Genomic DNA, 12,286 nt, shown 5'->3' on the forward strand with positions numbered 1-12,286 from the left:
CCCACGCTTGCCTCGCGACGTTTGACCCCATCTTCCTAGTCCATTAGCATCGGTGCGCATCCCTGAATTGCAGGGTTGGCCAAGGACAAACGCGTGGGCATGCACGTCATTGTTGGCACAGCTGGACATATCGACCACGGCAAATCGACACTGGTCGAGGCGTTGACAGGTACGCATCCCGATCGTTTGGAGGAAGAGAAACGGCGAGGCATCACAATCGATCTGGGTTTTGCCTTCCTGCAACTCGATGACGTTCGAATGGGTTTCGTCGACGTACCAGGGCACGAGCGATTTGTCCGCAACATGCTCGCCGGGGCCGGGGGTATCGACCTCGTGGTGCTCGTCATCGCCGCCGACGAAGGAATCAAACCGCAGACGCGCGAACACTTCGACATTTGCCAAATGCTTGGCATCTCGCGAGGGATTGTCGCGATCACGAAAATCGATTTGGTTGAACGGGATGCCTTGGACTTGGTCAAACTGGAGGCGGAGGAATTCATCCGCGGATCCGCCTTGGAAGGCGCGTCAATCGTCGGTGTAAGTTCGAAAACTGGAGCTGGAATCGAGGAAGTGAAGGCAGCATTGCTTCGGGTAGCGCGCGAAGTGCCAGGGAAAGATGCTTCCCGGCAGGTCCGCTTGCCGATCGACCGCGCGTTTGTGATGAAGGGTTTCGGTACTGTCGTGACGGGTACGCTGATTTCGGGAACGCTGCGCATCGAGCAAGAAGTCGAGTTGCTTCCTGGAGGAAAGCGCTTGCGGGTTCGCGGGCTGCATTCGGGTGGGTGCACTGTCGAGCAGGCATTAGCCGGTCAGCGAACTGCAGTGAATCTTGCTGACATTGAAACAGAGGAAATCGAGCGCGGCATGGTGCTGGTGACCCCGGGAGTTTTTCATCCGACGAATCGGATTGACGTCCGGCTTACTTTGCTCTCCTCTGCGCGACCGCTTAAAGGCGGAACGCGAGTCCACTTTCATCAAGGCACGGCCGAGACAATCGCTACCGTTTCGCTTTTAAGTCAAGAGCAACTCCGGCCGGGAAGCGCGACTCTCGCGCAGATGCAATTGGACAAAGCGGTAACACTCTTGCCCGAAGACCGCTTCATTATCCGCCAATTTTCGCCTGTTGTGACCATCGGCGGCGGAGTTGTACTCGATGCATTCGCACCTCGCCACAAGAAGAGCGATACAAGCGTTTCGGCATTTCTCGAGACCATTGAGCACGGCAGCCGGGAAGAGATTCTTGTGGCTCTTGCGGCGGAGAATGCCCGAGGCGTAGATCTCGCGAAGCTCATGGCGCGCACTGGCTGGCTCAAAGCCGACATTCTGGAAATTGCCAACAAGCTGGTTGCGGCGCAGCGAATTTGCCTTGTCTCCGGCGAGCCATTGATTCTGACCTCGCCCAGCCGCATGGAAGACTTGCTGCGTGCAATCGAAGCGGAAATGGATCAATTCCACGCGAAGAATCCGCTCCTTCCGGGCATCGCCCGGCAGGATTTGCGCGGTCGAATCAGTGGAAAAGCTGTTCCAGAAATATTTCGTGCGGCACTGGATAAACTGGTGGAGCGAGGCAAAATCGTGCTTTCGGGAGACATCGTCCAGCGCGCCAATCGTCAAATTGTGCTGACGCCGGAAGAGACGAAAGCCAAAGAACAAATCGCGCGTGAATTTGAACGTGCAGGCTTGACCGCGCCGGCGGTGACCGAAGTTCTAAAAGGCGTGCGCGTGGATCCGGAGCGAGCACGAAAACTTCTGCAACTCCTGGTCCGCGAAAAAACGCTCGTCAAAATCACCGAGGATTTGCTATTGCACCGGACGGCCCTCGAACATTTGCATGCCCTTCTGGCAGGCTATAAGAAGCAGCGCGGACCGAAATTACCGATTCCAGTGTTCAAGGAATTGGCCGGAGTGAGCCGCAAGTATGCGATTCCACTCCTTGAGTACCTCGATCGAGAGGGGTTGACGCGCCGTGCCGGGGATGAACGTGTTATACTTTAAGGCAGGTTCTCTCGCAGCAAGATAGAGGCCCTTGCGCAGGTTGCCGTGGTGCAGTTTCGGCAAGGAGGTAGCATGGAATTCAGCCCGATGCATTTGTTGTTAATTTTGATCATCGTTGTCATATTGTTTGGCGGCAGCAGGATCCCTCAGTTGATGCGCGGTCTGGGACAGGGCATCCGGGAATTCAAGGAAGGAATGCGCGACGAACCACCGTCAACACCGCCCTCGACGACTACGCCCGCTCCGCCGACCGAACAGAAAAAGTAGCCGACATCCAGAGGAGACAGATTGGAGCAGAACTCCACGGCAGCCAGGGGCTGCCGTTTTTGTTTTAAGCCGCTTATTTGCCTCCTTTTTCCGTGCGCGGAACCAGCTTTTCGCGCGAATCCGCGCTGAGTTCACGAAGCATGGCGTAGAGCCGCGCAAGCGGCATGCCCATTACGTTGAAATAACATCCTTCGATCCGCGAAATGAATTTTCCTCCGCGGCCTTGAATTCCGTAGCCGCCTGCTTTGTCGAACGGCTCGCCTGTAGAGACATAATCCTCGATTTCATCATCCGAAAGTCTCGCAAACGTCACGCAAGTTGCTTCGGCCGAAACGAAAATCTGTCGATTCGACAATGGAAGCACAGCCAATCCGGTGAACACTTCATGCTTCTTGCCGCTCAGGATGCGCAGCATGCGGCGAGCATCTTCTTTCGATGTCGGCTTTCCGAGAATTTCTCCTTCGCCGACAACAGCCGTATCGGCGCCAATGATGAAAGTGGGTTCTGGCATTGTCTCGCTCTTCAGTTGGCGCGCAACTGCGCGAGCTTTTTCCTCCGCGAGACGGCGCACGTAATCCGTTGCCGGCTCTCCTGGGCAAAGTGACTCGTCAATACTCACCGGTCGGATCTCGATCTTGAAACCCGCATTACGAAGAATCTCCGCTCGTCGCGGCGAAGCGGAGGCGAGTATGAGGTGCATGGCTTGCATCGCGAGAGCGCCTAGATGACTACGGACTCTTGGTATTCGCCGAAGGCACTGCGGAGCGCGTCGGAAATCTCACCCACGGTCGCATAAGATTCCACTGCGGAAAGGATTGCGGGCATCAGATTTTCCTTCGTCCCCGTACGGCGTTGTACTTCGGCCAGCGTAGCCTTTGCTTTGTGGGCATCTCTTCGTGCCCGCAGTGCGCGAAGACGGGCAACTTGCGCGTGCTCGACCTCCGGATCAATGCGCATCGTGGGAACCTGCGTGTTTCTGGCATCCTCGGTAAAGCGGTTCACGCCCACGACGATCACTTCTCCGCGCTCGACCGCCTGCTGGTAATCGTATGCATCCTTCTGAATTTCCGATTGTACAAAGCCAGATTCGATGGCGCGAAGCATGCCTCCGAGCGCGTCGATTTTGGCGATGTATTCTTCCGCACCGCATTCGATTTCGTTGGTCAGAGATTCGATGGCATAGGAGCCGGCAAAGGGATCGATCGTATTCACAATGCCCGTCTCGTGAGCGATGATTTGCTGCGTGCGCAGCGCCAGCAGCGCGGATTGTTCCGTTGGCAGGGCCAGAGCTTCATCCAGGCTATTCGTGTGTAACGACTGGCAACCGCCCAGAACCGCCGCAAGCCCCTGCAGCGCGACGCGAACGAGATTGTTTTCCGGTTGCTGTGCCGTAAGCGTCGAGCCGCCGGTTTGCGCGTGAAAGCGCAGCAACATCGATCGCGGATCACGCGCGCCAAAGCGCTTTTGCATGAGGCGCGCCCAGAGGCGGCGAGCGGCGCGAAACTTGGCGACTTCTTCCAGCAGTCCATTGTGCGAATTGAAGAAGAAAGAAAGCTGCGGCGCGAAATCATCCACGTGTAATCCCGCCGTCACCGCGGCATCCACATAGGCGATCGCATTTGCCAGCGTAAAAGCGACTTCCTGCACCGCGGTCGACCCGGCTTCGCGAATGTGATATCCGGAAATCGATATTGCATTCCAGTTGGGTATCTCTGCATGGCACCATGCGAAAATGTCCGTTACGATGCGCATCGCAGGCCGAATCGGGTAAATGTACGTCCCCCGCGCGATATATTCCTTGAGAACATCGTTCTGAACGGTTCCCGCCAGCCGGCGAAGATTCGCACCTTGCTTCTTTGCAACCGCGACGTACAGCGCCAGCAAAATTGCCGCCGTCGAATTAATCGTCATGGAAGTGGAAACCTTGTCGAGAGGAATGTCTTCGAAAAGCGTCTCCATATCCTCGAGCGAATCGATAGCCACGCCGACTTTGCCTACTTCCCCCAATGCCAGCGCATGATCCGAATCCATGCCGATTTGCGTGGGCAAATCGAAAGCGACGGAAAGACCGGTTTGCCCCTGCGACAGCAAATACCGATAGCGCTGATTCGATTCGAAGGCCGTGCCGAATCCCGCATACTGGCGCATCGTCCAGAGCCGGCCACGATACATCGTTGGATAAATGCCGCGCGTGAAAGGGAACTGGCCCGGAAAACCTAACTCGCGATCGGGATTCCAATCGCCGAGGTTCTCGGATGTGATAACTGTTTCCATGGGCAAAGCCCCGGGAGAACTTCTCCGAACTTCATTGGATTCCGTCTTGGCGGGGATCTTGTTCATCTTGGGACGCAATTCAGCGTACGCGGCGCGCACTGCGAAACGAACTGACCGAAAAAAATGCCATCATCAGCGTGTATCCCAGAGCAAGTCCCGCAATCCACCAATTGCTCGTCTGATGGAATTGTCTCCACGCAGCCACTCCGGAGTACAGCGCGAATAGCGCGAAAAGCGAACCAGTTGCCTCGTGAAAAAGCTGGCGCGTCACTTTCCAGATTGTGCGCACGATCGTCGTGCCGCCGCGCCACGCCGCCGAAATCAGATCGGGCCGAACGTTTGATCTGGCGCCGGATGCCATGGTTCCCATTCTATTACATCCGGCGGGGAGTTGTCGGCTGGCGCACCAGGGCTTGTATCCTTTGCGCTGCCGCAATAGAATCGGAAATAGACAAGCGGGAGGGAGACCTTGCGCCTCGACGACAACTTGAAAGCTTTGCTCCGTGAATTGGGCCACGCAATCAACGATTCCGTGGCGGACTCTGAAAAGATTGCCGAGGCGATCGCGAACGTCCGCGCTGCCGGGTATGACATCGTGCTCAAGCTCGATGCCACGATCGGCCTTGCGCAGCGGTCGCAGCAGGAATCCAAAATGACGATGACCGACCGGCGCTTTTTGGAATCTCTGCATATTCGCGTCGATGAAGAAGTAATGGACGAGCAGGTCGAGTCAGGAAAAGTTGAAATAACGCCCCAGGACATCAAGTTCCTGAAATCTCTCAAGATTTCCATCGATGAAGCGTAGACACATAGCGGCCTTGTTCCTCGCAGCTGCCGTCGCAAGCGTGGAATGCATTCCGGCGCGCGCACAATCGACAACAGCGAAAACTGTGAAGGCAAAAAACGTCTTGCCCAAGGTGAAGCTGGACACTTTCAAGGGCGATGTGATCCGCATGGATACCACGTCGATTCAGGTGCGCGATCCCAAAGATACCTACGTCGTGCGTACCTTCACTTTTTCAACGTACCTCAAGAACAAGTTGCAGAAGCTCATCGATCAAGGCGGCTATCAGTCCGGCGATCACGTGACAATCAAATACGAGCACGGAACGAACGTCGCCGAAGAAATTCACGGGAAAGCCTCGAAAGCCTTCTAGCCCGAATCGCTGTACAATCTCTCGGGAAGATTCGCATGATTCGTCCTCCTGCGGTTGCCGGTCGTTTTTATCCTGCGGATTCATCCATCCTTCTGCGCCAGCTTGATCAATGCCTCAACCCGCGCGCCAAGAAAGTCCGTGCGCGCGGCTGCGTCGTGCCCCACGCAGGATATATTTACTCCGGGTATGTCGCAGGAGCCGTTTACGCCGCGCTGGAGCTGCCAGCGCGCTTCATTCTCCTCGGGCCGCGCCACTATCCGCAGGGCGAGCGATTTGCAATCCTCTCCGAAGATGCCTGGCAAACACCTCTCGGCGATGCCCGCATCGATACGGCTCTGGCCGTGGAACTGAAAAAAGCCTTTCCGCTTTTGCGCGAAGATGATGTCGCCCATGCCGCGGAGCATTCCCTCCAGGTGCAGTTGCCATTTCTGCAGAGGCTCGCGGCAAATTTCACTTTTGCCCCGATTGTGATTGGCAGCGACCGATTTGATGCGCTCGAAATGCTCGGACACGCGGTTGCCGAAGTGGTGCGCGCACAAAAAGACGAAATTCTGATTGTGGCAAGCTCGGACATGAACCATCGCGAAAGCGATGCCATCACGCGTGTGAAGGATCGCAAAGCGATTGACGCCATCCTCGCTCTGGACGCGCGGTGGCTTTATGACACCGTACGAACCGAACGGATCACCATGTGCGGGTATGGACCTACGGTGGTAATGCTGTCAGCTGCGAAAGAATTGGGCGCGACGCGCGCGGAACTTATACGCTACGCGACGTCGGCGGACGTCAATCACGATACCGGCGACGTAGTCGGCTACGCGGGGATAATCGTCTGCTGACGCGGGGCCTTCGCTGCCTGTGTTCACGAATCAGCGGGGATGTCCTCCGGACGCTGCGGGTGCCGAAGAATGTGAGCCACCGGACGCCGGTGCAGCGCGGCCAAAAGAAGGCGCCGCTGATACTGAAAACCCCGGACTCGAGTAACCCGCTCCCGAAGGATGCGAGAACGAGTTTCCGTTTCCCACGCCGCGTGATTGCTGGAAACTCATTCGCGGCGGGCTGTGCGGCATTCGGGCCGGCATATTCATCGCGTTCGCCAATCGCAGCGATTCACGCGGCGGTGCAGAAGGCAGTCTCGAATTCAACATTGGAATTTTTCCCGCGCTCGCCAGGGTTCTCTGCAAATGGACCATATCCGGCGCTGTTGGTGCGAGCGTTCGCGAAACAGCCGGCAAACCGCGATTTGATGCCCCCGCACCTTCCGTGAACTTGGGCAATCTGCCATTTTCCAGTGGCTGAGCCGTCAAAGGATGCACTCTTTCGCCAACGCCCCCGAACGCCATCAATCGTATGCCGTCCCCGCCGCCTAATCTCTTCGCCGTGAGGAGAAGCCGCGGCGGAGCCGGGAGTTTGCCTCGTGGAGTGAGCCTGCCCAGCGGCGAGGCTCCTCTTCCGGCAGCAGCCGCTCCACCGGCTCCGGAATAATAACCTGCAAGCCATCCTGCTCCCATTCCCGAGCAGCCGCCGACGAATTGGTCCAGCATCAATTGCGAGGGAGCCGAGAATGTTGCCGGCCACCATCCCACGTCGCTCCCATTCGAATACCAATTCACAGGAGCAGGGTTCCAGAAATCAAATGAGGACGGGAACCACATCCATCCATAAGATGGAGAGAAATTCCAATTGCCGAAATGGTATGGCAGCCAGCCCCAGGGTTCTGCGCTTATCCATGTCCAACCGAATCCTTGATAGAACCCCCAATTCCCGTTCGTGAAAGGCATCCAGCAGCTTCCCGTGCCATACGGCTGCCAGCCATACCCGAATCCAGGTAGATAACTCCACGATCCGTACGCGGCAAGGTCTCCGAGGCCATAGCTCACTGGAGAATTTGTGTACGAGAGCGCTTGCGCGGTTTCAGCCTCATTAAATTGCTGCCGCTGATTCACCCAGCGGTCCCATGGATCTGACTTTGGATTTGCAGTTACCACTGCGGTCGTTTCATGGCCGCGATACGCCAGCGTCTTGCCTTTTGCCAGCATCTGCTGCCCGCTGGCATCGCTGACTTCCAGCTGGCCTTGCATCACGCTCACCGACGCGCCGTCGTGGAACCCATCCACTCGGAACAGCGAATGCTTCGGAACAGTGATCGTCTCTTTGCCTGCAACAAGAGTGAACGAATCGGCTTTTTTCAGCATCGCATCAATGCTGACCATGCCTTGAGCCAGCGTCAGTTTCGTGATACGGCCGCCATCCGAAAGAGCGAGTTCCGTGAACTGCACCAGTGTGTTTTCGCCGATCCACGCCGTCGTGCCGTCTTCAAACTGCACTTCCGCCACGCCTTCGTTTGTGCCTACAGTCACGCCTTGCGTGATGGGCATATTTTGCGCTGCGGCCTGCCACTTCGGATTGCCGGGAAGAGAGATTTGGACGTCCCCCTCGGCAAGGCTGACGCGCACGATGCGCGCATAGCTCAGATCGGAAGCGCGAGCTGGTTGAACGGAACCCGTGAAGAGAAAACCGGGAATGCTGAATAGCAAGGGACCAAGAATGAAACGCCGCATCGCGCACCCCCTTTTGGGGTATCTTGCAGACTTAGATGGCGCGCCACGTCAAGTAGTTGCGCGCTCGTTTACCTGATATGTATGCTCACGCTCCCGCAACTCTCCGTCAAGCGAATTTATCGTCAGAGCCGGGTTCAGTCAGGTTGGAAAGACTAGCGGCTGCTGCGGATTTCTTCGGCGATGGCTCGCGCGCTCTGCCGCGCCATATCCAGCAGATCGGTATCTCCCGCCACTTGATCGAGCGCCGGCAGCAAGGCTTGCGGTTCGGGAAGCAGCTTATTCTTCACATCATCCTGAATGCGATTGATGATCTCGTTCACGCCTAGATGGTCGTACCGCACCGTGCGTTCCAAATCGCTGAGGTCGAGCTCCTGCCGCTGCAGCCCATCGAAGATGGCAAGAAGCTGATCCGCAATGCCGTTGATCGTGTAATTGAAGCTTACTTCGTGAATCTCCGGTCCATTCTGATAGCGAAATGTTTTCTGGCCGAGGTCCGCGATGCGTCTGTGCACGTCCAGATTCACACCCTGAAAGTCATGGAGCTGCGCGGCGAGGTCGAACATCTTGTGCGTCAGTGGCTCGCTGAGTTGCAGCGGCCGAGGATTTGGAGTGTCGTCGAGCTGGCGTATGTCCCATGTTCCAGAGCCGTTCGCGTTCACTTTGATTTCGACAAATTCCGGATAGCTGGACTTGAAGATTTTGCGAAACGTTAGCATCGGCGCTTGAGTCGGCGCCGTACCCGGATCCTCCGTCTGCCCCTGCGCGATGGCAGGCGCAAAGGACGCAAGCAGCAAGGCCGCGGCAAATGCAATTTGTAGATGGCGATTTTTCATCGATGGATTGGGATGCGCACTGGCGAAAAATGGCTGCGCGGCAAAGCGTCACTTCCAGTTTTGCCTGTCGCGTGATTCGATTTCACGCTTCGCGAAATTTGTGCTTGTGCTCTCGCCGCATGCGCGTGGCAGAGCGCTACAGCCAGTGCATCGGCTGCATCGGCCGGTTCCGGCAGTTCACAGAGCCCCAGTTGGACTTTCACCATCTGTTGCATCTGTTGTTTCGATGCTCCGCCATAGCCGGCGATGCTGGCTTTCACTTCTCGCGGCGAGTAGCTTCGCGTGGGAATATCCGCCTGCGCCGCGGCAAGGAGGATCACTCCCCGTACTTCCGCGAGCTTGAGGGCCGTGCGCATGTTTAGCGCGGCAAACACAGATTCGACCGCTACGGCATCTGGCGCAAATTCTTCCACCAGCTCCGCCACCACGCGATGGATTTCGCGCAGCCGCGCCGAAAAATCCGCTCGCGTCGGGAATCGCAGCGCGCCAAAGCGCAACATTCGCGCCGCCGTGCCTTCCAGTTCCACCACGCCGTAACCGGTCGCGCCGGCGAGCGCCGGGTCGAGACCCAGAACGCGAAACGATTTGCTCGCCGATGCATTGTTCGCTGGCATATTCGCGCGCCTCACCCCGGCTCAGTCTACGCGCACACGAAATTGTTCCGGTAGTGAAATTTTCGAGGAGGGCCGCGCGAAAAACACTATGCAGGAGAGAAATACTAAACGTCGATGTTGCGCCGAACGCCTAACCGGCTACTGCTGCCTGGATTTCCTTTTCGTCGATATCGAAATTGGCGTAGACGTGCTGCACGTCGTCATGCTCTTCCAGCGCTTCCACCATCCGTAGCATTTGCTGCGCCTGCGCTCCGGTGAGCTTGACGTAATTTTGCGGCACCCACGCGACCTCTGCCCCTGCTGGAGTAATTCCCGCGGTCGTCAGTGCTTCACGCACTTTTTCGAATTCTTCCGGAGGAGTCACAACCTCCCACGAAGATCCATCGTCCTTCAGGTCTTCTGCGCCCGCATCGAGCACAATACCCATCATCTTTTCTTCGCTCGCCGCTTCTTTCGGAACCGTAATATCGCCCTTGCGATGGAACATCCAGCCCACAGCGCCTGACTCCGCCATGTTGCCGCCGTGCTTGGACATCAGGTGCCGAATCTCGCTCACGATCCGGTTGCGGTTGCTGGTTACCACCTGCACCAGCATCCCCACGCCTCCTGGACCGTATCCCTCGAACGTCACTTCCTCCAGCGTTTCGCCTTCCATTTGCCCGCTTCCGCGAAGGATGGCGCGCTCGATATTGTCGTTGGGCATATTTTCGTTCTTCGCGGCCAGGATAGCCGTCCGCAGGCGAGGATTCGTGTTCGGGTCCGCTCCCCCCGATCGCGCTGCAATCATGATTTCACGGATGATTTTCGTGAAAATCTTGCCGCGGCGCGCATCTGTCGCCGCCTTTTTGTGCTTGATTGTCGCCCACTTTGAGTGCCCGGACATCCAGATTGCCTCGCAGAAGAAACTGGCAGGAGCAGGTATTGCTCTTGCTGCGATAGTCTAGCATAGCAAATCCGAAAGAAGAAGCAGTACACGCGCGGCCTCTCCGTGCGCCTGTGGTCTTGCATGATTGGAAGCGTAAGCCCTCCCAATGCTGGATTTTAGCAGTGCGAGGTGTTACAAGAATCTTGAATACTGGGTGCGTTCCCTCGCCTCTGTCGTAAGGGCCGCCGGAAAGCCTTGGGACGAAATGCTCGTGAGTTGTGAAGTCGTCGGATGCAAGACGCGAGTCCCGCCGGAACTCGAGCCGCAGCGGCGCTGCATTTTGCATTTCACTCTTGAACTGGAGCACGAGTGCATGCAGATGCGCAGAGAAACCGCCATCGGCAACAGCACCCGTGAACGCTACGCAGAAATGAAACGCTTCATCGCCGAGCACGGCCAGAAGCTCGCGCAGCTCGCGACCGGCGGACCAACGCTCACCGACGAAACCAAGGCGCGCATCCTCAGCACATTCCTCACTTTGATGAACTGCCGCGAAAACGTAGAACGCATCGCCGCCCGTCAGGAAACAGAACGCCGCATCGGATGAATAAAGACTCGGGAGCTTCCGTTACGCGCCAATGTAACGAGCGTATAGGGAACGCGCCACAGCAGGATCACGCGTGCCCTTGATGACCGCGCGGCCGTCCGGGAAGACCGTAACGTCGTACGGCGCAACGCGAAACCGCAGCAGGAATTCATTGTGGCGAACTTCCGTGACTGTCCGTTCCAGTTTTTGACCGAGGCCTGCGAGATCTAATCGCCTGCTGCGCTCGTGTATCTGTACGGAATCGCGGCCGCACATCGTGACATGCGCCTGCGCCTCGCCCTCAAGGTAACTGAATTCGCGCCGTCCGCAGGCGCGGCATTGCGGATTTCTCGCCACGCGAATCGACTGGAATCGTCCGCTCCACACGTCGCAGGAAATCAACCGCCGATTCAGCGCCTCCCGCTTCCCCGCAAGCAGTTTTATCGCTTCCGTAGCTTCGATAGACGCGATGAGGCTTGCCGCGCTATTCACAATCCCCACGGTGTCGCATGTCTCTTCAAGTCCATAGCCGCCAGCCTCGCCTTTTGATTCCAGCAGGCACGCGAGGCATGCTGTCTCTCCGGGGAGAATCGTTAGCGTGACACCGTAACTAGCTACCGCTGACGCATAAACCCACGCAACGCCAAGCGAAACAGCAACATCATTGATAAGCAGGCGCGTTTCGAAATTATCCGTGCCGTCGAGGATGAGCTGATAGCCGGAGAGCAACTCGAGAGCATTCTGGGGGTTCAGATCGCTGATGATGCCTTCGATCTGCGTCTCCGAATTGATCGCTCTCAGCCGGCGCTCTGCGGCAATGGCCTTGGGCAGGGATTCAAGCGCATCGGATTCCTCAAAAAGGGTTTGGCGCTGGAGATTCGATGATTCGACAAAGTCGCGGTCGACGATTCGCAGTTTGCCGATCCCAGCCCGAACAAGGAGGTTGGCAACGACTGTGCCCAATGCGCCGCAACCGACTAGCGCGGCGCTCGATTGCAGCAAACGCTCTTGGCCCTCTTCACCGATGCCCGCAAAAAGGATTTGGCGGGAGTACTTTTCGAATTGCTTCGGCTCCACAGTTTCTCCGAACGACAACACCCACTCCATAATATCGCCGTTTTTGAAATCGAGGGA

At 57.1% G+C, this 12,286-nt stretch carries 14 protein-coding genes; 6 read left to right on the forward strand and 8 right to left on the reverse strand.

What is annotated here, in order from left to right:
* Positions 1-75 precede the first annotated feature (75 nt).
* A complete protein-coding gene (gene selB / locus VGR81_02925) occupies positions 76-1,995 on the forward strand; it encodes a selenocysteine-specific translation elongation factor (protein ID HEV2287885.1) in 1,920 nt (639 codons plus the stop codon).
* 72 nt (positions 1,996-2,067) lie between these two features.
* Complete coding sequence (gene tatA / locus VGR81_02930) at positions 2,068-2,262, forward strand: twin-arginine translocase TatA/TatE family subunit (GenBank protein ID HEV2287886.1); 195 nt, start codon at positions 2,068-2,070, stop codon at positions 2,260-2,262.
* A gap of 73 nt (positions 2,263-2,335) precedes the next feature.
* Here the strand turns inward: tatA and VGR81_02935 are convergent, their stop codons facing one another.
* From VGR81_02935 to VGR81_02945, 3 genes are read right to left on the reverse strand one after another with little or no spacing between them, the layout of a single operon-like run.
* Complete coding sequence (locus tag VGR81_02935) at positions 2,336-2,962, reverse strand: Maf family protein (GenBank protein HEV2287887.1); 627 nt, start codon at positions 2,960-2,962, stop codon at positions 2,336-2,338.
* Between the two features lie 20 nt (positions 2,963-2,982).
* A complete protein-coding gene (locus VGR81_02940; GenBank protein HEV2287888.1) occupies positions 2,983-4,602 on the reverse strand; it encodes a methylmalonyl-CoA mutase family protein in 1,620 nt (539 codons plus the stop codon).
* A 13-nt stretch (positions 4,603-4,615) separates the two neighbouring features.
* On the reverse strand, positions 4,616-4,897 hold the full coding sequence (locus VGR81_02945; GenBank protein ID HEV2287889.1) for a hypothetical protein: 282 nt from the start codon (positions 4,895-4,897) through the stop codon (positions 4,616-4,618).
* Positions 4,898-5,005: 108 nt separating this feature from the next.
* Here VGR81_02945 and VGR81_02950 point away from each other — a divergent pair, with 108 nt between their 5' ends.
* The 3 genes from VGR81_02950 to amrB are packed head-to-tail and all read left to right on the forward strand — an operon-like array spanning position 5,006 to position 6,532.
* Positions 5,006-5,341, forward strand: coding sequence for a hypothetical protein (locus VGR81_02950; protein ID HEV2287890.1), 336 nt, complete (start codon positions 5,006-5,008; stop codon positions 5,339-5,341).
* Positions 5,331-5,693, forward strand: coding sequence for a hypothetical protein (locus VGR81_02955; protein ID HEV2287891.1), 363 nt, complete (start codon positions 5,331-5,333; stop codon positions 5,691-5,693). The genes VGR81_02950 and VGR81_02955 overlap by 11 nt, the downstream gene beginning before the upstream one ends.
* A 35-nt stretch (positions 5,694-5,728) precedes the next feature.
* A complete protein-coding gene (gene amrB / locus VGR81_02960) occupies positions 5,729-6,532 on the forward strand; it encodes an AmmeMemoRadiSam system protein B (protein ID HEV2287892.1) in 804 nt (267 codons plus the stop codon).
* A gap of 30 nt (positions 6,533-6,562) precedes the next feature.
* On the opposite strand, the gene VGR81_02965 is transcribed toward amrB, so the two are convergent.
* The 4 genes from VGR81_02965 to VGR81_02980 form a co-directional block, all read right to left on the reverse strand.
* The gene (locus VGR81_02965) at positions 6,563-8,254 is read right to left on the reverse strand and encodes a DUF6600 domain-containing protein (GenBank protein HEV2287893.1); all 1,692 of its coding nucleotides are present in this window, start codon (positions 8,252-8,254) and stop codon (positions 6,563-6,565) included.
* Positions 8,255-8,406: 152 nt separating this feature from the next.
* Positions 8,407-9,087 (reverse strand): hypothetical protein, encoded by a 681-nt coding sequence (locus VGR81_02970; protein HEV2287894.1) that lies wholly within the window; start codon positions 9,085-9,087, stop codon positions 8,407-8,409.
* Positions 9,084-9,701, reverse strand: coding sequence for a crossover junction endodeoxyribonuclease RuvC (ruvC, locus tag VGR81_02975; GenBank protein HEV2287895.1), 618 nt, complete (start codon positions 9,699-9,701; stop codon positions 9,084-9,086). Before ruvC ends, VGR81_02970 begins: the two co-directional genes overlap by 4 nt.
* 130 nt (positions 9,702-9,831) lie before the next feature.
* Entirely contained in the window at positions 9,832-10,584 is a 753-nt protein-coding gene (locus VGR81_02980; protein ID HEV2287896.1) for a YebC/PmpR family DNA-binding transcriptional regulator, read from the reverse strand.
* Positions 10,585-10,837: 253 nt separating this feature from the next.
* Between VGR81_02980 and VGR81_02985 the strand changes: the two genes are divergently transcribed.
* Positions 10,838-11,173, forward strand: a complete 336-nt coding sequence (locus VGR81_02985) for a hypothetical protein (protein ID HEV2287897.1) — start codon at positions 10,838-10,840, stop codon at positions 11,171-11,173.
* Positions 11,174-11,194: 21 nt separating this feature from the next.
* On the opposite strand, the gene VGR81_02990 is transcribed toward VGR81_02985, so the two are convergent.
* Entirely contained in the window at positions 11,195-12,259 is a 1,065-nt protein-coding gene (locus VGR81_02990; GenBank protein ID HEV2287898.1) for a ThiF family adenylyltransferase, read from the reverse strand.
* Between the last annotated feature and the right edge of the window lie 27 nt (positions 12,260-12,286).

The sequence above is a fragment of the Candidatus Acidiferrales bacterium genome (assembly GCA_035934015.1).
Taxonomy (GTDB): Bacteria; Acidobacteriota; Terriglobia; order Acidiferrales; family UBA7541; genus DAHUXN01.